This is a genomic window from Hydrogenophaga sp., assembly GCF_048549895.1.
Taxonomy (GTDB): domain Bacteria; phylum Pseudomonadota; class Gammaproteobacteria; order Burkholderiales; family Burkholderiaceae_C; genus Hydrogenophaga.
On record NZ_JBLYYB010000120.1, the window covers coordinates 1 to 21,405 of the forward strand.

The 21,405-nt window shown below is 66.7% G+C and carries 23 protein-coding genes; 12 read left to right on the forward strand and 11 right to left on the reverse strand.

The window, feature by feature from the left end:
- The 4 genes from ACN4F8_RS12495 to ACN4F8_RS12510 all read left to right on the forward strand — a co-directional run.
- Nucleotides 1-492: HupE/UreJ family protein (locus tag ACN4F8_RS12495; RefSeq protein ID WP_419473894.1), on the forward strand; the 492-nt coding region annotated here is incomplete at its 5' end.
- Between the two features lie 123 nt (nucleotides 493-615).
- Complete coding sequence (locus tag ACN4F8_RS12500; protein WP_419473895.1) at nucleotides 616-1,629, forward strand: sulfate ABC transporter substrate-binding protein; 1,014 nt, start codon at nucleotides 616-618, stop codon at nucleotides 1,627-1,629.
- A 63-nt stretch (nucleotides 1,630-1,692) separates the two neighbouring features.
- On the forward strand, nucleotides 1,693-1,986 hold the full coding sequence (locus ACN4F8_RS12505) for a DUF1330 domain-containing protein (RefSeq protein WP_419473896.1): 294 nt from the start codon (nucleotides 1,693-1,695) through the stop codon (nucleotides 1,984-1,986).
- 26 nt (nucleotides 1,987-2,012) lie between these two features.
- The gene (locus ACN4F8_RS12510) at nucleotides 2,013-2,486 is read left to right on the forward strand and encodes a GFA family protein (RefSeq protein WP_419473897.1); all 474 of its coding nucleotides are present in this window, start codon (nucleotides 2,013-2,015) and stop codon (nucleotides 2,484-2,486) included.
- Nucleotides 2,487-2,523: 37 nt separating this feature from the next.
- Here the strand turns inward: ACN4F8_RS12510 and ACN4F8_RS12515 are convergent, their stop codons facing one another.
- On the reverse strand, nucleotides 2,524-2,724 hold the full coding sequence (locus tag ACN4F8_RS12515) for a hypothetical protein (RefSeq protein WP_419473898.1): 201 nt from the start codon (nucleotides 2,722-2,724) through the stop codon (nucleotides 2,524-2,526).
- A 217-nt stretch (nucleotides 2,725-2,941) separates the two neighbouring features.
- Between ACN4F8_RS12515 and ACN4F8_RS12520 the strand changes: the two genes are divergently transcribed.
- The 8 genes from ACN4F8_RS12520 (at nucleotide 2,942) to ACN4F8_RS12555 (ending at nucleotide 11,776) form a co-directional block, all read left to right on the forward strand.
- Nucleotides 2,942-3,502: an RBBP9/YdeN family alpha/beta hydrolase gene (locus ACN4F8_RS12520; RefSeq protein ID WP_419473899.1), complete on the forward strand. Its 561-nt coding sequence runs from the start codon at nucleotides 2,942-2,944 to the stop codon at nucleotides 3,500-3,502.
- Nucleotides 3,503-3,609: 107 nt separating this feature from the next.
- Nucleotides 3,610-4,608, forward strand: a complete 999-nt coding sequence (locus ACN4F8_RS12525) for a sulfate ABC transporter substrate-binding protein (RefSeq protein ID WP_419473900.1) — start codon at nucleotides 3,610-3,612, stop codon at nucleotides 4,606-4,608.
- Complete coding sequence (cysT, locus tag ACN4F8_RS12530) at nucleotides 4,609-5,505, forward strand: sulfate ABC transporter permease subunit CysT (protein ID WP_419473901.1); 897 nt, start codon at nucleotides 4,609-4,611, stop codon at nucleotides 5,503-5,505. It abuts the gene before it with no gap.
- Nucleotides 5,502-6,419, forward strand: a complete 918-nt coding sequence (gene cysW / locus ACN4F8_RS12535) for a sulfate ABC transporter permease subunit CysW (protein WP_419473902.1) — start codon at nucleotides 5,502-5,504, stop codon at nucleotides 6,417-6,419. Before cysT ends, cysW begins: the two co-directional genes overlap by 4 nt.
- Nucleotides 6,416-7,504: a sulfate/molybdate ABC transporter ATP-binding protein gene (locus ACN4F8_RS12540; RefSeq protein ID WP_419473903.1), complete on the forward strand. Its 1,089-nt coding sequence runs from the start codon at nucleotides 6,416-6,418 to the stop codon at nucleotides 7,502-7,504. The genes cysW and ACN4F8_RS12540 overlap by 4 nt, the downstream gene beginning before the upstream one ends.
- 51 nt (nucleotides 7,505-7,555) lie before the next feature.
- On the forward strand, nucleotides 7,556-9,094 hold the full coding sequence (locus tag ACN4F8_RS12545; protein ID WP_419473904.1) for a sensor histidine kinase: 1,539 nt from the start codon (nucleotides 7,556-7,558) through the stop codon (nucleotides 9,092-9,094).
- Nucleotides 9,091-9,783, forward strand: coding sequence for a response regulator (locus ACN4F8_RS12550; RefSeq protein ID WP_419473905.1), 693 nt, complete (start codon nucleotides 9,091-9,093; stop codon nucleotides 9,781-9,783). Before ACN4F8_RS12545 ends, ACN4F8_RS12550 begins: the two co-directional genes overlap by 4 nt.
- 79 nt (nucleotides 9,784-9,862) lie before the next feature.
- Entirely contained in the window at nucleotides 9,863-11,776 is a 1,914-nt protein-coding gene (locus ACN4F8_RS12555; protein WP_419473906.1) for a potassium transporter Kup, read from the forward strand.
- Between the two features lie 83 nt (nucleotides 11,777-11,859).
- Here the strand turns inward: ACN4F8_RS12555 and ACN4F8_RS12560 are convergent, their stop codons facing one another.
- From ACN4F8_RS12560 to bchL, 10 genes are all read right to left on the reverse strand, one after another.
- The gene (locus ACN4F8_RS12560) at nucleotides 11,860-12,969 is read right to left on the reverse strand and encodes a phytoene/squalene synthase family protein (protein WP_419473907.1); all 1,110 of its coding nucleotides are present in this window, start codon (nucleotides 12,967-12,969) and stop codon (nucleotides 11,860-11,862) included.
- Nucleotides 12,944-14,536, reverse strand: a complete 1,593-nt coding sequence (locus tag ACN4F8_RS12565; protein WP_419473908.1) for a phytoene desaturase — start codon at nucleotides 14,534-14,536, stop codon at nucleotides 12,944-12,946. The genes ACN4F8_RS12560 and ACN4F8_RS12565 overlap by 26 nt, the downstream gene beginning before the upstream one ends.
- On the reverse strand, nucleotides 14,533-15,309 hold the full coding sequence (gene puhE / locus ACN4F8_RS12570) for a putative photosynthetic complex assembly protein PuhE (RefSeq protein WP_419473909.1): 777 nt from the start codon (nucleotides 15,307-15,309) through the stop codon (nucleotides 14,533-14,535). Before puhE ends, ACN4F8_RS12565 begins: the two co-directional genes overlap by 4 nt.
- Nucleotides 15,310-15,429: 120 nt before the next feature.
- Nucleotides 15,430-16,545, reverse strand: coding sequence for a magnesium-protoporphyrin IX monomethyl ester (oxidative) cyclase (gene acsF, locus ACN4F8_RS12575; RefSeq protein ID WP_419473910.1), 1,116 nt, complete (start codon nucleotides 16,543-16,545; stop codon nucleotides 15,430-15,432).
- A 25-nt stretch (nucleotides 16,546-16,570) separates the two neighbouring features.
- Nucleotides 16,571-17,029, reverse strand: coding sequence for a photosynthetic complex assembly protein PuhC (puhC, locus tag ACN4F8_RS12580; RefSeq protein ID WP_419473911.1), 459 nt, complete (start codon nucleotides 17,027-17,029; stop codon nucleotides 16,571-16,573).
- A 20-nt stretch (nucleotides 17,030-17,049) separates the two neighbouring features.
- Nucleotides 17,050-17,715, reverse strand: a complete 666-nt coding sequence (puhB, locus tag ACN4F8_RS12585; RefSeq protein WP_419473912.1) for a photosynthetic complex putative assembly protein PuhB — start codon at nucleotides 17,713-17,715, stop codon at nucleotides 17,050-17,052.
- Nucleotides 17,712-18,470: a photosynthetic reaction center subunit H gene (gene puhA / locus ACN4F8_RS12590; protein WP_419473913.1), complete on the reverse strand. Its 759-nt coding sequence runs from the start codon at nucleotides 18,468-18,470 to the stop codon at nucleotides 17,712-17,714. Before puhA ends, puhB begins: the two co-directional genes overlap by 4 nt.
- Before the next feature lie 64 nt (nucleotides 18,471-18,534).
- On the reverse strand, nucleotides 18,535-19,959 hold the full coding sequence (locus ACN4F8_RS12595) for a BCD family MFS transporter (RefSeq protein WP_419473914.1): 1,425 nt from the start codon (nucleotides 19,957-19,959) through the stop codon (nucleotides 18,535-18,537).
- Nucleotides 19,956-20,669: a magnesium protoporphyrin IX methyltransferase gene (bchM, locus tag ACN4F8_RS12600; protein WP_419473915.1), complete on the reverse strand. Its 714-nt coding sequence runs from the start codon at nucleotides 20,667-20,669 to the stop codon at nucleotides 19,956-19,958. Before bchM ends, ACN4F8_RS12595 begins: the two co-directional genes overlap by 4 nt.
- A gap of 14 nt (nucleotides 20,670-20,683) precedes the next feature.
- Nucleotides 20,684-21,405: ferredoxin:protochlorophyllide reductase (ATP-dependent) iron-sulfur ATP-binding protein (bchL, locus tag ACN4F8_RS12605; protein WP_419473916.1), on the reverse strand; the 722-nt coding region annotated here is incomplete at its 5' end.

A 21,405-nucleotide genomic window follows, 5' to 3' on the forward strand; every position in this document is an offset into this window, starting at 1 on the left:
CAGCGCGTGACCAGCTGGCCTGCGGTGGAGAGCTTTCGCACGTCGTTCATGGACGTGCTGGCGGTGGTGACCGCCTTCACCGTGGCGCACTCCATCACGCTGGTGGCGTCCATCGTGGGTTGGGTCAACCCGCCGGTGGCCATCATCGAATCGGTGATCGCGCTCTCGGTGATCCTGGCCGCGCTCAACAACCTGCTCGGCTGGTTCTCGCTCAAGCGCTGGCGCCTGGCGTTTGCCTTCGGCCTCATCCACGGCTTCGGTTTCGCCAACGTGCTGCTCGACCTCGCCCTGCCCGCGCAGCAGCTCGCACTCGCGCTCGGCGGCTTCAACGTGGGCGTGGAGATCGGCCAGCTCGCCATCGTGCTGGTGTTCCTGCCGCTGGCCTGGCTGCTGCGCCACACCGCGTTTTACCGCTGGGTGGTGGTGGCCGGCGGGTCGCTGGCCATTGCGGTGATCGGCTCGGTCTGGCTGGTGGAGCGCCTAGGGGGCTGAACCAGCGCTGGTGGCATTCGACTCAGATGTTTAGGTAATAAACAACCAAAAATCCATTCGTTCCTGAACAGCGCTGAAGCCCGGATCATCCGGTCACTTTCAACAGTTCATACAAGGAACGACATGACCACCCGCCGCCACCTGATCCAGGCCCTTGCAGCCACCGCCCTCACCGCCAGCGCCTTCTCGGCCATCGCCCAGCCCGCGCCGGCGACCCTGCTCAACGTGTCCTACGACCCGACGCGTGAGCTCTACGTGGAATACAACGCGGCCTTCATCAAACACTGGAAGGCCAAGACCGGCCAGGACGTGACCATCAAACAGAGCCACGGTGGCTCGGGCAAACAGGCCCGCTCCATCATCGACGGCCTGGACGCCGACGTGGCCACCCTGGCCCTGGCTGGCGACACCGACGCGCTGCACAACAACGGCGGCTGGATTCCGAAAGACTGGCAGAAACGCCTGCCACTCAACAGCTCGCCCTACACCTCCACCATCGTGCTGGTCACGCGCGCCGGCAACCCGAAAAACATCAAGGACTGGGACGACCTGATCCGCCCGGACGTGAAGGTCATCACCCCCAACCCCAAGACCTCGGGCGGCGCGCGCTGGAACTACCTGGCCGCCTGGGAATTCGCCAAGCGCAAGTACGGCAATGACGCCAAAGCGCAGGAGTTCGTCGCCAGGCTCTACGCCAACGTGCCGGTGCTCGACTCCGGCGCGCGCGGCTCCTCCATCACCTTCGCGCAGCGAGCCCAAGGTGACGTGTTCATCTCCTGGGAAAACGAGGCCTACCTGCTGGAGAAGGAATTCGGCAACAAGGTCGACTTCGTCTACCCGTCGCTGTCCATCCTGGCCGAGCCCGCCGTGACCGTGGTCGACAAGAACGTGGACAAAAAAGGCACACGCGCCGTGGCCCAGGCCTACCTGGAATACCTCTACACCGAAGAGGCGCAGGACATCATCGGCAAACACTTCTACCGCCCCACCTCCACCAAGGCGCAGGCCAAGTACGCCAAGCAGCTGCCCAAGCTCAACCTGTTCAAGATCGAAGACGCGTTCGGTGGCTGGGAGCAGGCGGCCAAGGTGCACTTCTCGGACGGTGGCAGCTTCGACCAGATCTACACGAAGAAGTAAGGCGAACGGGTGTCACATAGGATGGAGCCTCTGAATCTCATCCCGACCCACCGAGGAACGAACATGCCCAAGGCCTACTGGATCTCCACCTACCGCTCCATCAGCGACCCCGCAGCACTCGCTGCCTACGCCGCGCTCGCCGGCCCCGCCCTGCAAGCCGCCGGAGGACGTTTCCTCGCGCGCGGCATGCCGGCCAAGGTGTATGAGGCCGCCGTCAACCAGCGCGCCGTGCTGCTTGAATTTGACAGCGTGGCGCAGGCCACCGAAGCGCACGACAGCCCGGCGTATCAGGAAGCACTGGCGGCTTTGGGGCAGGGTGCCGAGCGGGACATCCGCATCATCGAAGCACTGGTGTAAGTCTCGACTTCACCGGCGCAGGCACCATGCATCTGGAAGGTTCCTGCCATTGCGGCAGCGTCAAGTTCTCGGTGGAATCGGCCGAGCCCATGCCGTTCATGCGCTGCTACTGCTCGGTCTGCCGCAAGACGGCCGGCACCGGTGGCTACGCCGTCAATCTGGGTGCCGACCACAGCACCCTGAAGATCACCGGCAAACGCCACCTGCGCGTCTACCAGGCGCAGATCGTCGAGGGCGACCAGGTGCGGCACAGCAGCGCGCAGCGGCATTTTTGCGGCAAGTGCGGCACAGCGCTCTGGCTGTGGGACCCCACCTGGCCCGAGCTGGTGCACCCGCATGCGGGAGCCATCGACACGCCCTTGCCTGCGCCGCCCGCGAACGTGCACATCATGCTGGGCTCCAAGGCGTCGTGGGTTCCGGTGGAAGGCGGCAAGGGCGATCAACGCTTTGACGCGTACCCGGATTTTTCGCTCAAGGGATGGCATCAGCGGCACCAGTGAGCATCCCCGCGCAAACGTTTGTCGCTGAACGCCGCACTCAGGCCATGAACACCGCGATGAACGCCAACATGAAGATCAGGATGGCGCCCATGGTCGGCAGCAGGAGGGGCATGTAGTGCACGACCGAATCGAGGATGTCTTCGGCCTGCTCCTCGGCGTAGGCGCGCAACTCCGGGTCTGAGTATTGCAGCGGGTGGTCGGCCATGGCCTCGTCGGGGGACGGTTGTCGGTTCTGCATGGAAGCTCCTTGCAAAGGTTCATGGGCTTGCTGCGCAACGCTGCGTGCAGCTGCAGCCAACATTGCGCCAACCGCAGCGTGAGTCATTCGCGCCAGCGCGTCAACCACAAACTTCCTGTGGCCTTTGTGCCTGCGCTTGGGCCATATGCCGCAAACCCATGAGCAAACCACTTCATGGTCGTTGGCGATTGCGGGGGCGCTTCACACAATGCAGCGCATGGACACACCCACCGTCATCATCATTCCCGGCTGGCGCAACTCCGGCCCGGGCCACTGGCAAACCCTGTGGGCTGACAGCCTGCCCTCGGCTCTGCGTGTCGAGCAGGACGACTGGGTCGCGCCAGTCAAGCGCGCCTGGGTCGATCGGCTGGGCGAAACCATCGAGCGCGCACCCGGCCCGGTGGTGGTGGTTGCACACAGCCTGGGCTGCATCACCACCACGCACCTGCCCGCCTCCATGGCCCAGCGCATCCAGGGTGCGCTGCTGGTGGCACCGGCCGACCCCGAGCGCCGTGGTGTGCTGGTCGATTTCGCCCCCGTGCCCCACCAGCGCCTGCCCTACCGCAGCATTCTTGTGGCCAGCAACAACGACCCGTATTGCCCGGTGCGCACGGCCGGCGCTTACGCGCGCGCCTGGGGCAGCGAATTTGTGCGGCTCAACGACGCGGGCCACATCAACGTGGACTCGGGCCACGGCCCCTGGCCGCTGGGGCTGGCGTTGCTGCAGTCGCTGGGGGCCGATGTGCCCGCCGCAGTGCGCACGGTTGAACCTGCGTGACGCCTGCATATGCCTGAGTCGCATATGAAAACAAGAACAAAGTCGTTGGGTTTCGCCAGGCCCACGCCCAGAATTCGTCACATCCTGTTTCCGTTTGGAGCTCTCTCATGAACAACACCTTGCGCGCAGCCCTCGCCGCCGTCGCCCTCTCCACCTCCGCGCTCGCGGGTGCCCAGACCACGCTGCTCAACGTCTCGTACGACGTGGCGCGTGAGTTCTACAAGGACATCAACGTCGCCTTTGCCGCGAGCTACAAAAAGTCCACCGGCAAGGACATCAAGGTCGACCAGTCGCACGCCGGGTCGAGCGCGCAGGCCCGCGCCGTGGCCGACGGCCTGGAGGCCGATGTGGTGACCTTCAACACCACGACCGACGTGGACTTTCTGGCCGAGAAGGGTGTGGTCGCCAAGGACTGGCGCCAGAAGTTTGCCAACAACGCCGCGCCCACCACCTCGACCATGCTGTTCCTGGTGCGCAACGGCAACCCCAAGGGCATCAAGGACTGGGACGACCTGATCAAGCCCGGCGTGCAGGTGATCGTGGTCAACCCCAAGACGGGTGGCAATGGCCGCATGGCCTACCTGGCCGCCTGGGGCTATGTGCGCAGCAAGGGCGGCTCTGACGCCGAAGCCGCCGAGTTCGTGGGCAAGCTCTACAAGAACGTGCCGGTGCTGGCCCGCGGCGGGCGTGACGCCACCGGCGTCTTCCTGCAACGCAACATCGGCGACGTGCTGGTGACCTTCGAATCGGAAGTGGTCTCGGTCGACACCGAGTTCGGCGCCGGCAAGGTCGACGCCATCCACCCCAGCGCGTCCATCGTGACGGAGAACCCGGTCGCGATCGTCGAGCGCACGGTGAGCAAGAAGGGCTCGGCTGCCGAGGCCAAGGCCTACCTTGACTTCCTCTACAGCCCCGAAGGCCAGGAGATCGCGGCCAAGCACAACATCCGCCCGCGCAACGAAGCGGTGTTGAAGAAGTACGCCAGCGCCTTCAAGCCGATCAAGCTCTTCAGCGTGGAGCAGTACTTCGGCTCGCTGACCGAGGCGCAGAAGGTGCACTTCAACGACGGCGGTCAGTTCGACAAGCTCTACACCGTCGGAAAATAAATGGCCTCCGCTCCCTCTGCCGTGCTGGGTGGCGCCGCTGCCCCGCACGGAATCCCCCTGCCTCGGCGCGCCACGCGCCGCGTGCTGCCGGGCTTCAACATCACGCTGGGCTTCACGGTTTTTTACCTGAGCCTGATCGTGCTGATCCCGCTGTCGGCGCTGATCTTCAAGACCTTCACGCTCACCTGGCCGCAGTTCTGGGAAGCCGTCACCGCGCCGCGCGTGCTGGCGTCGTACAAGCTCACCTTCGGCGCCTCGTTCATCGCGGCCTGTGTCAACGCGGTGTTTGGTCTGCTGGTGGCCTGGGTGCTGGTGCGCTACAGCTTTCCGGGCAAAAAGATCATCGATGCGCTGGTGGACCTGCCGTTTGCGCTCCCCACCGCCGTGGCCGGCATTTCGCTCACCGCGCTGCTGGCCGGCAACGGCTGGATCGGGCAGTACACCGAACCGCTCGGCCTGCAGCTCGCCTTCAACCCCAACGGCGTGGTGATCGCCCTCATCTTCATCGGCCTGCCCTTCGTCGTGCGCACGGTGCAGCCGGTGCTCGAAGACACCGAGAAAGAACTCGAAGAAGCCGCCACCTGCCTGGGCGCCACGCGCTGGCAGACCTTCAGCCGCGTGATCTTCCCCAGCATCGCGCCCGCCCTGCTCACCGGTTTTGCCATGGCGTTTGCGCGTGCGGTGGGTGAGTACGGCTCGGTCATCTTCATCGCCGGCAACATGCCCATGATTTCCGAAATCACGCCCCTCATCATCATCAGCAAGCTGGAGCAGTACGACTACGCGGGTGCCACCGCTGTGGCCACGGTGATGCTGGCCATTTCCTTCGTGTTGTTGCTGCTCATCAACGGACTGCAGACCTGGCAGCGCAAGCGTTCCGGAGGCAACCTGCAATGAGCGCCGTCAACTCACCCCGCACCACCCGCAAGGGCACGACCGAAGCGCGCTGGGTGCGCAACACGCTGATCGGCGTGGCGCTGGTCTTCATGTTCCTGTTTCTCGTGCTGCCTTTGGCAGCGGTGTTCACCGAAGCCCTGCGCAAGGGCTGGGACGCCTACTGGGAAGCGCTGCAGGAGCCCGACGCCTGGTCGGCCATCCGCCTGACCCTGATCACCGCAGCCATTGCGGTGCCGCTGAACCTGGTGTTCGGCGTGGCCGCGGCCTGGTGCATTGCCAAGTACGAGTTCCGTGGCAAATCCTTCCTCACCACGCTGATCGACCTGCCGTTCTCGGTGTCGCCGGTGGTGGCGGGTCTGATCTACGTGCTGGTGTTCGGTGCGCAGGGCTGGTTTGGTCCCTGGCTGATGGAGCACGACATCAAGATCATCTTCGCCGTGCCCGGCATCATCCTCGCCACGGTCTTCGTCACCTTTCCCTTCATCGCGCGTGAACTCATCCCGCTGATGCAGGCGCAGGGCAACGACGAAGAGCAGGCCGCCCAGGTGCTGGGCGCCAGCGGCTGGCAGACCTTCTGGTATGTGACGCTGCCCAACATCAAGTGGGGCCTGATCTACGGCGTGATTTTGTGCAATGCGCGGGCCATGGGTGAGTTCGGCGCGGTCTCGGTGGTCTCGGGCCACATCCGCGGCCAGACCAACACCATGCCGCTGCACGTGGAAGTGCTCTACAACGAGTACCAGTCGGTGGCCGCGTTTGCCGTGGCCTCGTTGCTGGCACTGCTGGCCCTGGTCACGCTGGTGATCAAGTCGGTGGCCGAGTGGCGCATGGAAGCCGAGATGAAGGCGCTCGCAGAGCTGCCACCCGAGCGACCCACGTCGGTCGCCAACCCCTTGCTGGGACAAACATCATGAGCATTGAGATCCGCAACATCAACAAACACTTCGGCACCTTCCAGGCGCTGAACAACGTCAACCTCGACATCCACTCGGGTGAACTGCTCGCCCTCCTCGGCCCGTCGGGCTGCGGCAAGACCACGCTGCTGCGCATCATTGCCGGCCTGGAGACTCCGGACACCGGCAACATCTTCTTCAGCGGTGAAGACACCACCGACGTGCATGTGCGCGAGCGCAACGTGGGCTTTGTGTTCCAGCACTACGCGCTGTTCCGCCACATGACCGTGCTGGAAAACGTGGCCTTCGGCCTGCGCGTGAAACCGCGCGGCGAGCGCCCGAGCGACGCGCAGATCAAGGCCAAGGTGCACGACCTGCTCAAGCTGGTGCAGCTCGACTGGCTGGCCGACCGCTACCCCTCGCAGCTCTCGGGCGGCCAGCGTCAGCGCATTGCGCTCGCGCGTGCGCTCGCGGTGGAACCCAAGGTGCTGCTGCTCGACGAGCCCTTCGGTGCGCTCGACGCCAAGGTGCGCAAGGAGCTGCGCCGCTGGCTGCGGCGCCTGCACGACGAGCTGCACGTGACCAGCGTTTTCGTCACACACGACCAGGAAGAAGCCCTCGAAGTGGCGGACCGTGTGGTGCTCATGAACCAGGGCCATGTGGAACAGGTGGGTGCGCCGCAAGACGTGTGGGACCACCCGGCCAGCCCGTTTGTGTACGGCTTCCTGGGCGACGTGAACCTGTTTCACGGCCGCGCGCACGAAGGCCAGATGCACCTGGACGGCGTGTCGATCGCGTCGCCCGAACACGCCGGCGCGCAGGACGCGCAGGCTTTCGCCTACGTGCGCCCACACGAGCTCGATGTGTTGCCCTACGCGCCTGGCCTGAACGGCATGGTGGTCAGGCTGGACCGCGCGGTGGTGGTGGGGCCGATCGCACGCCTCGAACTGCTGCCACTCGAAGCCCCCGCCAACGGCGAGCGGCCCAAGCTGATCGAAGCCCACCTGTCGGCCGACCGCTTCAAGGAACTCGGTATCAAAGAGGGCGACACCGTGGTGGTGGCGCCGCGCAAGGCGCGTGTGTTCCTGCAGCCGCAAGCCGCCTGAACCGCCGCCGTCCTGATGCGATCCTGACGCGGGGTGTGCTACGTTGCGCCGATGACGCCACCGGACGCAACGCCACCCCATTCCCACCCCATCCGCTGGCCAGGCGCCCTGGTCTGGGTCCTGGCCGCGCTGGCCATGGGCGTGCTGTACCCGGTGCTCGATCTGGCCAACCTGGCCATGCTGCTGGTGCTGGCCTCGGCCATGGCCGCGCTCTGGCTCACCCCGGCCATGTGCCTGGCGGCGTGTGCGCTCGCGGTGCTGGTGTTCAACTTCGCGTTTGTGCCACCGCGCTTCACCTTCAGCGTGGACCTGCACCAACACGCCCTGCTGCTGACCACCATGCTCTCGGTGAGCTGGACCGTGGCGCTGCTCATGGCGCGCCAGCGCCGCCTGGCCGAAGCCGAACGCCTGCTCGCACAGCGCGCACGGCAACTGCAGGACGTGGGCGCCACGCTGCGCGACACCGACGACCCCCGCTCGCTCGCGCCCGATCTGCAGGCCGCGCTGGGCGCCCTGGTGGGCGCGCCCGTGGCCCTGCTCTTGCGCGACGGCGCCGATGCCGACACCCGCCTGGGCGAGGCCAGCAGCGATGGCTGGGAAGGCCTGGGCATGAGCCTGCGCCACAGCCAGGCCATGGGGCCGGGCACCGGGCGCCACGAAGACCAGGCCGCCTGGTACCTGCCGCTGCGCGGGCGCCAGGCCGGTCTGGGCGCCGCGCTGCTGCCGCTGACGAACCCGCCCGAGGCCACGCCCGAACTGCGCGCCCACGCCCAGGCCTTGTGCGACCAGATGGGCCTGGCGCTGGAGCGCGCCAACGCCACCCAAGCCGCCGCGCTGGCGCGCGAGCAGGCCCACGCACACGCGCTGCGCAACACCTTGCTGGCGGCGATCTCGCACGACTACCGCACACCGCTGGCCACCATCCTGGGTGCGGCCTCCTCGCTGCACGACCAGGCCGACCGGCTCTCGGCCGAGCAACGCCAGCGCCTGGCCGCGACCATCATCGACGAGGCCGGCCAGCTCGGCCGCATCACCGACAACACACTGCAGCTCGCGCGCCTGGACACACCGGGCCTGGCCCTGCACCTGGACTGGGAATCGGCCGAAGAGATGGTGGGCACGGTGCTGCGCCGCGCCCGCCAGCGCCAGCCCAACCGCGCAGTGAAAGCGCGCCTGCAACCCGGCCTGCCGCTGCTGCGCGTGGACGCGGTGCTGCTGGTGCAGCTGCTGGACAACCTGGTGGACAACGCGCTCAAGTACGGCGGCGATGCGGCACCGGTGGAGATCGCCGCGACGCTGGAGACCGGGCTGATCCGCCTGGCTGTGCTGGACCGCGGCCCGGGCATTGCACCCGAGTGGCGCGAGCGGGTGTTTGATGCCTTTCAGCGCGGTGACCCCGGTGGCACGGCGCAGCCGGCCGACGCACCAGCCCGGCGTGGCGCCGGTGTGGGCCTGGCGGTCTGCCGCACCATCGCCCGCGCACACGGCGGTGAACTCACGCTGCGCATGCGCCAGCGCGGCGGCTGCAGCTTCGAATGCACGCTGCCCGTGACCACGGCACAGACCAGCGCAGCGGAGGCGCTCCCATGAGCCTCAAGGTGCTGCTGGTGGAAGACGACCGCGAACTGCGCACCACCTTGCGCGAATCGCTCATGGTCGAGGGCTACCAAGTGGCCGCCGCCGCCAGCCTGGCCGACGCGCACGCGCTGCTGGCCAACACCGATGTGGACATCGTGCTGCTCGACCTGGGCCTGCCCGACGGCGACGGTGAAACCTTGCTCACGGCCTTGCGGCGCGGGCGCAGCACGCCGGTGATCGTGATCTCGGCGCGCGAGACCGACGACCCCAAGATCCGCCTGCTCGACGCGGGCGCCGACGACTTTCTGGTGAAGCCCTTCAGCCTGGGCGAGCTGCTCGCGCGCATGCGCGTGGCGCTGCGCCACCGCGGCACGCCCACGCAGGCGGCCATCACCCACTACACACAGAGCACGCTGCACATCGACCTGCGCGCGCACCGCGTGCGCCTGGGCCTTGACGACGTGCACCTCACGCCCACCGAGCTCAAGCTGCTGGCGCGCCTGGTGCGCAACGCCGGCCAGGTGGTCACCCACCGCCAGCTGCTGGCCGATGTGTGGGGCGCCGAGTTCACCGAACACACACACTACCTGCGGCTCTACATGGGGCAGCTGCGCGCCAAGCTGGAGGCCGACCCGGCCGACCCGCAGCGGCTGTTGACCGAGCCTGGCGTGGGCTACCGGCTGGTGGAGGGCGACGAGTGAACAGCTGAAGCGGACCCTTATGCGTTCCTGATGCACCCATCGGTACGCTGCGGCACTTCTTCACTTCGCACCCTCGCCCATGACCGCGACCACCGCGTCCCTCGACGCCGACCAACCCGCCACGCCCCTGCAACGCCAAGGCACCGCCGCCCTCACCCTGGGCGCGCTGGGTGTGGTGTACGGCGACATCGGCACCAGCCCGCTCTACACCGTCAAGGAAATCTTCGCGCCGGCCACCGGCGTGGCGCTGAACGCGCACAACCTGATCGGCGCGGTCTCGGTGATCTTCTGGGCACTCATGCTCGTGGTCACCCTGAAATACGTGATCCTGATCCTGCGCGCCGACAACCGCGGCGAAGGCGGTGGCCTGGCGCTCACCGCGCTGGCGGCGCACGCGGTGCGCTCGCGCCCGGCCTTGCGCAACGCGCTGCTGCTGCTCGGCGTGTTCGGCGCCACGCTGTTTTATGGCGACAGCGTGATCACGCCCGCCATTTCGGTGCTCGGCGCCATGGAAGGCCTGCAGTTGCTGACCCCGGCACTGGCGCCCTATGTGATCCCGATCACCGTGGTCATCGTGGTGGGCCTGTTCGCGGTGCAGCGCTTCGGCACCGGCCTGGTGGGCAAGCTGTTCGGTCCCATCATCGTGCTGTGGTTCGTCACGTTGGGCGCCATCGGTGTGGTGCACATCGTCGAGCAGCCGGCCATCCTCTCGGCGCTCAACCCGGTGCACGCCTGGACCTTCCTCATGGAGCGCGGCTGGTACGTGTTTGCCGCCGTGGGCGCGATCGTGCTGGCGCTCACCGGCGCCGAGGCGCTCTACGCCGACATGGGCCACTTCGGCCGCAAGCCGATCCAGCTCGCCTGGACCGGCCTCGTGCTGCCCGGCCTGGCGCTCAACTACATGGGCCAGGGCGCGCTGCTCATGGCCGACCCCACCGCGATTGAAAACCCGTTCTACCGGCTGTTCCCCGAGGCTTTCGTGTTGCCCGCGCTGGTGCTGGCCACGATGGCCGCCATCATCGCTTCGCAGGCCGTGATCTCGGGCGCGTACTCCATGACCAAACAGGCGATCCAGCTCGGCTTTCTGCCGCGCATGGCGATCAAGTACACCTCGGCGCGCGAGGCCGGGCAGATCTACATGCCCGCGGTCAACTGGGTCTTGATGGTCGGCGTGGTGGCCGCCGTGGTGGGCTTTGGCAGTTCGTCGGCGCTGGCCGGTGCCTACGGCATCGCGGTCACGCTCACCATGATGATCACCACCGTGCTCACCTACTTTGTGGTGCGCGAAGGCTGGCGCCTGCCCAAGCCGCTGGCCATCGGCGCCACGGTGTTTTTTCTGGCCATCGACGTGTTGCTGGTCGCTGGCTGCGCGGTGAAGTTTTTTGACGGTGGCTGGTTTCCGCTGGCACTCGGCCTGGTGCTGTTCGGCCTCATGAGCACCTGGTCGCGCGGACGCGATCTGCTGCTGGAGAGCGTTCGCCGCGATGGCCTGGAGTTGCAAGGCTTCATCGATAGCCTGGACCCGCGCAGCGTGCACCGCGCCGAGCGCACCGCCGTGTACCCCGTGGCTGACCCGAGCACCGTGCCGCAGGCGCTGCTGCACAACCTCAAGCACAACCAGGTGCTGCACGAGCGCAACGTGGTGCTGACCGTGAAGTTCCATGAGGTGCCGTGGGTGCCGATGGAAGAACGCGTGGAGGTGCAGGCGCTGGGCCACAGCTTCTGGCGCGTCACGCTGCACTTTGGTTTCATGAACACGCCCGACGTGCCCAGGGCCCTGGCGCTCACCGAACCGCACGGCCTGCGCATCCCGGTGTTCGAGACCAGCTACTTCCTGAGCCGCGAGACCGTGGTGCCCACACCCGGTGGTGGCATGTGGCGCTGGCGTGAACGCCTGTTTGCCGCCATGAGCCACAACGCCGGTGGCGTGGTGGACTTCTTCAGGCTGCCCGGCAACGCGGTGGTGGAGCTGGGCACGCGCGTGCCGATCTGAAGCAGATTGGCGCAACCCGCCATTGACAGCCAGCCAAATGAGTCGGGCTCGAAGAGGTGCGGGTCAGGGCGGTGACCGCGCCTTCAATGTGAAAGCTGCTGCGCCGCCGCTGTGCGGTCCCGGGCACCGCTGCGCTCTTCCTGACGGCGCGCCTCGACCCGCTCGAACATCTCCAGCATCCAGGCCATGCGCTGGTTGAAGGGCCGCGTGCAGATGCCGCTGGAAAACGCGCTGCTCTCCAGCGTGTGGCACTGGTCCACCAGATAGGCGATGGCGGCCAGCGGCGGCACCACCGCGGCCGAGCGCCCGACCCAACCCGATTGCACCGAGGCACACACCAGCAACACCAGCTTGCGCGAGGCGGGCACCACCGCGCGGCGTGCACACGGGTCCAGGCCCTCGCGGCGCAGCTGCTGGCCGATCTCGGCATAAATCAAACGCGCCGCCAGGATGGCCGATCGGCAGTCGCGCGGCAGCTGTGCTATGCCGGCGGCGGCCTGTTCGTACAAGCGGTCGGCTTCATCCAGCAGGCGCGCCACCACGCCTTGCAGCGCCGGGCTGCCCGTGGGTTGCCGCAGCCAGGCGTCGGTGTCGATGCCGGCCTGCGCCATCCACTGACGCGGCAAATACAGGCGGCCGTTGCGCGCGTCTTCGCCCACGTCGCGCGCGATGTTGGTGAGCTGCATCGCCACGCCGAGTTCACACGCCCGCGCCAGCGCCTGCGGGCTGCGCACGCCCATGATCCAGCACATCATGGCGCCCACGCTGCCGGCCACGCGCGCGCCGTAGTCGTGCACTTGCTCCAGCGTGTCGTAGCGCCGGCCCTGCGCATCCCACGCGAAGCCGTCGAGCAAAGCGTCGAGCAGGGGGCGAGGCAGTTCGTGGCGCTGCACCACCACCGAGAGCGCGCGGTCTTCCACGCAGTCTTGCGGGTCCCCCGCGTAGATGCGGTCCAGCCGGTGCGAGAGCACGCGCATGGCGTCGTCAATCTCCATCTCGCCGCTGTCCACCATGTCGTCGGCCACGCGGCAGAAGGCGTAGAGCGCGATGGAGGAGGCGCGCACACGAACCGGCAGCAGGCGGCTGGCGGCAAAAAAGGTCTTGGAGCCGGTGCGCATGAGCGCCACGCAGGCGTCCAGATCCACCGCGGCGCGGGGCGCTGCCGTCTCAGCGTGTGACGTGTTTGCGGGCATGTTGTTGCTGCCAGGTTGTTGCCATCGGAACCACCGAATCCAGCGCCTTGGCCGACATCAGCACGCCCGGCACACCCGCGCCGGGGTGGGTGCTGGCGCCCACCATGTACAGGCCGTCCACGTCTTCGCTGCGGTTGTGCGGGCGGAACCACGCGCTCTGCAGCAGCAGCGGCTCCAGACCGAAGGCCGCGCCTTTGAACGACAGCAGGCGGTCGTGAAAATCTTGCGGTGTGGTGATCAACGACGCGCTGATGTGCTGCTCGAAGCCGGGCAACACGGTGCGGTCCAGCACCTCGGCAATGGCCTTTCTGAACGATTCCGCCTGCGTGGCCCAGTCGGTGCCGCTGTCCAGGTGGGGCACCGGGGCCAGCGCGTAAAACGTGTCGTGCCCGGCCGGCGCCATGGACGCGTCGCTCGCGGTGGGGCGGTGCAGGTACAGGCTGAAATCGTCGGCCAGTTTGTGGCGGCGGAAGATGTCTTTGAGCAGTTCCTTGTAGCGCGGGCCGAGCAGCATCATGTGGTGCGGCACGTCGGTGTATTGCTGGCTGGTGCCGAAGTACCAGACGAAGAGGCTCATGGAGTAGCGGCCGTTCTCCACCTTGCGGTCGGTCCAGTGGCGGCGGTGTTTTGCGTCGATCAGGTGGCGGTAGGTCCAGGCGGTGTCCGCGTTCGAGATCACGATGTCGGCGCTGATGCGCTCGCCGCTGGCCAGCGTCACGCCGGTGGCCACGCCCTGGTCCACCTCGATGCGTTTCACTTCGGCGTTGCAACGCAACACCCCGCCCTGCCCCTGCAGCAAGCTCACCAGGCCTTGCACGAGCTTGCCAGTGCCGCCCACGGCCCAGTGCACGCCGTACTTGCGCTCCAGCGCGTTGATGAGGCTGTAGATGCAGGTCACCGAGAACGGGTTGCCGCCGATCAGCAGGCTCTGCAGGCTCATGGCCATGCGCAGCTTGGGGTGCTTCAGGTGCGCGGCCACCATGGCGTGCAGGCTGCGCCAGCCGCGCATCTTGAAGATGGCCGGGCTGGCCTTGATGAGGTCGCCCACGGTATCAAACGCCTTGTCGCCCAGGGCCTCGAAGCCCAGGCGGTAGCAGTGGTCGGCCTCGGCCATGAAACGCTCGTAGCCGGCTGAGTCGCCCGGGCTGATGCGGCGCACCTCGGCGCGCATCTTCTCGGGGTCGCCGCTGTAGTTGAACTCGTCACCGTCATCAAAACGGATGCGGTAGAACGGGTCGAGCGCGCGCAGTTCGATGTCGTCGCTGAGCTTGCGGCCCGCCAGCGCCCACAGCTCTTCGAACAGAAACGGCACGGTGATGATGGTCGGGCCGGCGTCGAACACGTGACCGTTCTGGTGGTGCACGTAGGCCCGGCCACCGGGTGCGTCGAGTTTTTCGAGGACGGTCACGCGCCAGCCTTTGGCGGCCAGGCGCACGGCCGAGGCCAAGCCGCCAAAACCGCTGCCAATGATGACGGCGTGGGGCGCGTCCGGCGAAGGTCTTGGCGACGACGGACGCGACGCGGGAGGCAGATCCCACAGGTCTTCGGGCGTGCGAAAAGCGTTCATGCTTTTTCCGGTTTGATCACCGGGCTGCGCGACATGGCCCAGCCCCAGAGTTTCTGCATGGGCGTGGGAAACGCCATGATCACGTGTTCCACGATGGCCAGGCCCAGCAGGGCCGCGAGCAAGACCCAGCCGGTGGTGACGACTGACGTGCCGCTGGACACCTGCCACACCATCCAGGCCCACACGGCGCACGAGAGGCCCACCGTGAGGTAATAAAACAGCGTGAGCGGCCCGCGCCTGAAGTAGCTGGCCAGGTAGGTGAGGTGGCCGGGCAGGTACTGTTCGCCGGTTTCGGGCACACCCAGAAACAGGTTCATCTTGGCCGAGAAGCGCATGCACCAGAGCAAGGCAAAGGTGCAGATCGCCACATGCCCGGCCTGGCCCTGCTGCATCCACAGCAACACACCAAAGTTGGCCAGCAGGGCCAGCTCGTGCCAGATGACGGCCTGCACCGACTGGATGAAACGTGTCCAGCCACGCGCACCCGCTTGCAGCGGCACGCGGCGCGGCCCGGTGAGCCAGCCGGTGAGAAAGGCCATCTCGTGCCAGCTCCACATCACGATCACGCTGACGAATGCCAGGTAGGCGCTGCCCACCGTGTGGTCCTGCATGCTGAGCTCGGTGGTCCACAGGCTGCCCAGCAACAGCAGGCTCAAGACGCCCATGCTCCAGGGAAAGGTGGTGGGCGCCCTGCGCACCAGCCACAGGATGGCACCGGTACCGAACCACCAGCACAGCAGCGCAAACAGCGCGGGGGCGATCGTTTCGCTCATCGCCTCACCCGTTCGCCCTGAGCCTGTCGAAGGGCTCTTGCCGCGGGGCTTTTCCGATTGTCCTGAGCTTGTCGAAGGGCAGGCTCAGCCCGAACGGGAACGTGGTGGACATGGCGGCTGTTACCAGACCGGCTCCATGCGAATCGTCTGCGGCAGTTCCTGTTTCTTCACCGGCAGGAAATACAAACGACCAAAGGTGAACGCCGCCTGCACCGCACAGCTGGCCACCTGCAGCTTGCCGACCAGCCCGCCGCGCTGCTTGGCCCGGTCGGCGATGAGCGAGATCTTCAGCAGGCGCTCCAGGCCGCTGCGGAACGCGGGGTTGTCGATGTCCACCTCGACCGGGAACACCTGGCGGCAGATGTCGTTGGTGATGCGGAACACTTCAAAGTCGTAGCTGCTGGATTCCAGGCCCATGGCCTCGTGCAGCAGCGGGCGCGTGTGGTCGCGCACGTACATGGTGGCGTACACCGCGAGGATGAAAAAGCGGATCCAGAGCTTGTTGCCGCCCTGCAGCAGCGCGGGCTGCGAACGCATGATCAGCGCAAACGATTCGCCATGGCGAAACTCGTCGTTGCACCAGCGCTCGAACCAGCGAAAGATGGGGTGGAAACGCTTGTCGGGGTGGCGCTCCAACTGGCGGAAGATGGTGATGTAACGCGCGTAGCCGATCTTCTCGCTGAGGTAGGTGGCGTAGAAGATGTACTTGGGCTTGAAGTAGGTGTAGGCCTTGTTGCGTTTGAGGCTGCCCAGATCGATGCCGAGGTTGAAGTCTTTGAGCGACTGGTTGATGAACCCCGCGTGGCGCGATTCGTCGCGCGCCATGTAGGTCATGAGTTGTTTGATGTCGGGGTTGCTGACGTTCTTGCGGATCTCGTTGTAGAGGATGCAACCGGAGAACTCCGAGGTCAGCGAACTGATGAGGAAGTCCAGGAACTCCTGGCGCATCTCGGGCGAGAGCTGGGGCATCAAGGTGCGCACTTCTTCGGCAAACGCGGCGTCGCGCTGGAAGTGGTCGTGGTTGTTGTCGCCCTCGTACTCCTTCATCATCACGTCCCAGTCGGCCCGCACCCTGGACACATCGAGCGCGTCCATGGCCTTGAAGTCGGTGGTGTAGAAGCGCGGTGAGAGCACGGTGTTGCGTACCGCCTTGGCGTTGGCGTCTTCGGCGCTCTCCACCGTGTCCATCAACAGGGCAACGTGATCGATCTCGGGGCTGGCTGTCTGGGTGTTCATCGTTGGCTCCGGATGGGGTTGGAATTCAAGAGGCGGGCCTGGCCCACTGCAGCTGCGAGAACACGGCCGAGTTGGTGGGACCGAACGACTCCAGGCTCAGGCGCTGGCCGGTGGCGGTGTCCAGCAGCGTGATGCGGCCATCCACGTGGCCGGTCAATTGAAACGGCAGGTCGGGGTTCATGCCGCTGCGCTTGCGCTCGCGGTTGAGTGCGCGCAGGCTGCCGCGCAGAAAACCCTGCTCGCCCTGGAAGCGCGCCACCTCCTGCTTGGTGCCCGCATCCAGCACCGCAATGTCGCCGTTGGACTGGCCCACAAACGACAGCTGGCGTTCCCACTGCACCGCCTCATGGGCCTGCGGTGGCGCCACACCAAACACCTTCATCTGCAGCGTCACACCGGCCAGCACCACCAGCAAAAAAATGCCGAGTGCCCAGATGGGCCAGGGGGTGGCGGTGCCCAGGGGTGAGGGGTGGTGCGTGTTCATGGCGGTTCTCCGGAAAACAATCAAGCGACAGCGACCTCGCGCTCGCGCGGCTGGCGCACCGGCGCGGGCGCCTGCTCGTTCGTGCCCAGAATGGCCAGCGTGTCGGTGTTCTGCGCGGTCCAGGCTTGCAACACCAGCTCGCCGATCCGGTGCGCATCGGGCACGCAGCGCAGGCTGGGCTGGGGCTGCTTGAGCAGCCAGGGCCGTGCGTGGGGCCAGAGGTTCAGGTAGGCGATGCGGTCTTCACCGGTCAGGGTGAGCGCGATGTCGCCATGACCTCCGGCCTGCGGGCGGATGGCGGCTGCGGCCAGCTTGCGCAGCGGCAGGTTGAAGGTGAGCGTGAGCACGATGCCGATGCGCATGAGGATGCGGCGGTCGGTCAGGGTGTAGACGGTGGTGCGCGCAGAAAACCAGGCGGTGAGCGCCAGCAGGCCCAGGGCCACCGTGGCCAGCACGGCGCTGGTGAGCAGCGGCATCAGCACAGAGCCGCCGGGCTCACCCAGCAGGTAGAGCCACTGCAGGCCCAACATGCCCGCGAAATAGATGGCGAGCTTGCGCACATGGAAGGCGTGGATGGCCAACGTGCGCCAATCGGGGCTGCCCTGCCAGAGCAGGCGCTCGCCTTGGGGCAGCGGCTCGGGCAGGCCGGGCGCGGCCTCGAATTCGTGTTCGTGGTGCGCGTTCACAGCATGGGCTCCATGCGCTGGGGCGTGGCGTACAGCAGACCGGCGCCGTAGTAGGCGACGATCTTTTCTTCTTCCAGCAGCGTCACCTGCTCGGGGTTGCGCGTCTTGGGCACATTCGCAAACTGCTCGGCCAGCAGGGCGTGCACGCTCACACCGTCCTTGCGGATGCGCGAGAAGTTCACCGGCAGCAGCACCGAGCCACCGCTCTTGAGATCGACCTCGATGTAGCGGAACATCATTTCCGACTTGTCGACCCACATGTCGCGCACCACACCGGCGATTTCCTGGTCGGCGCCATACACCGGCAGGCCTCGGGGATCGGTGTCCTGCCGGGCCACGCCGTGGCCGGCGGCGGCGCGCAGGGGAACGATCTTGGCTTCACCTTCGAGCGTCATGTCGGGGTGGTCGGCGCGCGCTGCCCAGGCACCCGGGCCCACGCCAGCCAGCAGCGGATCGCCCACCGGGTCCAGCGGCGAGCCGGCCCAGCGGTGCGTCGGCGTGGCCGAGTAGGTGCCGTCGGCGCGGTTCGGGTCGGGCGCAAAAAACGTGCGGCCGTCTTCGAGCTCGTAGCTCTTGGGCTGGGCGGTGGGCCAGCCCGGCGTCACCGGGCCGTTCTCACGGCCGGGGTCCATCGGGTAACCCTCGCGGTGGCTCTCCCGCTGGAGGTAGTAGATCAATCCGAAGAAGAAAATCCAGAACGCGTAAAGCACGAGTTGTGCAACGTCGACGTACTGGGTGATTGCGCCTGTGTCCATGGTGGTTCTCCTTCAATGAGGGCTGGCTCGGTGACTCGCTCTTCGACTCTGGTTCAACGCTGTTTCAACCCGGCAACTCGGCCAGGCCAATCGGATGGGGGTTGCGCTCGGTGGCCGCTTGGGAGCGGCGCACCAGGGGGCCCAGCGCGATGAGCACCGCGAAGAGCAAATAGATCTCGAGGTGGAACACGAAGCTGTAGCCCGTGACCGGGGAATTGAGCGCTTCGCCCAGCCAGCCGTGGGTGGCCAGGCTGCCCACCACATCGCGCAGCACACCGCCAAACGCCATGGACAGCCCGCCCGCCGTGGCCTGCACGGCACCCCAGGCGCCCAGCACCAGGCCGGTGAGTTCGCGCTCGGGCAGGTCCATGGCGGTGAGCAACATGCTCACCGAGAACAGGCCGCTGGAGAAACCGATGAGCGCCGCGCCCACCTGAAACAGCAAGGGCGAGTTCAGCGGCGCCGAGAAGATCACGCAGGCAAACGCGGGCAAGCCGAGCAAGGCACCGATGGCGGCCAGGCGGATGGTGTCCAGACCACGCGCCATGAAACGCGCCGACAGCACGAAGGCGAGCAGCGCACCGCCCGCGCTCATGGCGGTGAGCGAACTTGTGAGGCTCACATTGAGGCCCAGCACCTGGCCGCCGTAGGGCTCCAGGATGATGTCCTGCATGTTGAAGGCCACGGTGCCCAGGCCCACAGTCCACAGGAAGCGCTTGATCTTCGGAATCGCCATGAGCCGGGCCCAGCTGCGCGAGAAGCCATGGGCCTCGCGCGCGCCGCGTCGCGCTTGGCGCGGCTCCTGTTTCCACAGCGAGGCGATGTTGAGCAGGGCCACCAGGACTGCCGCACCCTGCACCACCTGCACCAGGCGCGTGGGCGTGAAATCGATCAGCACAAAACCCAGCAGCGCGCTGCCGACGATCATGCCCACCAGCAGCGTGCTGTAGAGCAGTGCCACCACACGCGGGCGCTTGTCTTCGGGCGAGAGATCGCTGGCCAGCGCCATGCCGGCGGTCTGGGTGATCTGCATGCCCGCACCCACCAGCAAAAAGGCGAGCGCTGCGCCGATGCGACCGGCCCACACGCTGGCGTCGGTGACGGTCAGCAGCAACAGGGCAAACGGCATGATGGCCAGGCCGCCGAACATGAGCAGCGTGCCGATCCACATGTAGGGCATGCGCTTGAGGCCGAGCGCAGAAGGGTGCGTGTCGCTGCGGTAACCAATGAGCGCACGCAGCGGGGCAAACACCAGCGGCAGCGCCACCGAGAGCGCCACCCACCAGGCCGGCACGGCGAGCTCGACGATCATCACGCGGTTGAGCGTGCCCACCAGCAATGCGACGGTGATGCCGATGGAGAGCTGGAACAGGGAGAGCCGCAGCAAGCGGCCCAGTGGCAGGTCGGTGGATGCCGCGTCCGCGAACGGCGCGTACCGCCGGGTGATGTTCATCGCCCAGGCGGGGGAGAGCATCCGGCTCAGGTTCACCGCGTCCACTCCCAGGCTTGTGAGGTGTAGAAGCCGCCCGACACACGTTGGGTGCGGCCCTCGGTCCAGCCACTGCTGCCCAAGCCCTGCAACAACAAGGCGCGCAGGCGGGCCTGCGACACCGGGGTGAGCGCGGGTGAACGGTCGCTGCTGGGGAAGAAGCGGCCCATGGCGTGGGCCACGCTCAGCAGCGGGCTGCTGGGCGCGATGGTGAAGAGCACACTGCCGCGCGTGCGGGCGGCGAGGCGCTGGATGGCGTTGGCGATGTCGGGCGTGTCGTAGTGGATCACCGAGTCCATCGCCACCACGTGGTCGAACTGGCCGAGCGCGTCGTCCAGCATGTCGCCCGAGAGGTAGGTGATGCTGCCGCCGCGCCCGTTGGGGGTGAGCGTGGCGTTGCGTTCGCGGCCCAGCTGCACCAGCGTGGGCGAGAGGTCGATGGCCACCACCTCGGCGCCGCGCTGCATGGCTTCCAAAGCCAGCGCCCCGGTGCCGCAGCCGGCATCGAGCAGGCGCAGGCCGCGCATGTCCTGCGGCAGCCAGCTCAGCAGCGTGTTGCGCATCTCGTCACGCCCGGCCCGCACCGAGGCGCGGATGCGGCCCACCGGCGCGTTGGACGTGAGCCGCTCCCAGGCCTTCGCGGCCGTGCGATCGAAATAGTTTTCGATCTCCGAGCGGCGCTCGATGTAGTTGGCGTTGGAGGTTTTCATCGAAACGTCTCCGCTCAATCGAAACCCAGCAGATCGAAGATGTCGCGGTCCTTCATGGGCACGGCCGCCAGCGGCTCCACACCCAGCCAGAGCGATGCGGCCAGGCGCATGTATTCCTTCTTCACCGCCTCGAGTTCGGGCGATGTTTCCATCTCGAACAAGGTGCTCTTTTTCAGGCGGCTGCGGCGGATCACGTCCAGGTCGGGAAAGTGCGCGGCGAGCTTCAGGCCGATCTGGTGGTTGTATTTGTCGATCTGGTCGGTGGCGGCGCTGCGGTTGGCGATCACACCACCCAGGCGCACGTTGTAGTTCTTGGCCTTGGCGCCGATCGCCTGCACGATGCGGTTCATCGCGAAGATCGAATCGAAGTCATTGGCGGTGACGATGAGCGCGCGGTCGGCGTGCTGCAGCGGGGCGGCAAAGCCGCCGCACACCACGTCGCCCAGCACGTCGAAGATCACCACGTCGGTGTCTTCGAGCAGGTGGTGCTCCTTGAGCAGTTTCACGGTCTGGCCGACCACGTAACCGCCGCAGCCGGTGCCCGCGGGTGGACCACCGGCCTCCACACACATCACGCCGTTGTAGCCGGGGAACACGAAGTCCTCCACGCGCAGTTCTTCGGCGTGGAAGTCCACCGTTTCCAGCACGTCGATCACGGTGGGCAGCATCTTCTTGGTCAGGGTGAAGGTGCTGTCGTGTTTGGGGTCGCAGCCGATCTGCAGCACGCGTTTTCCCA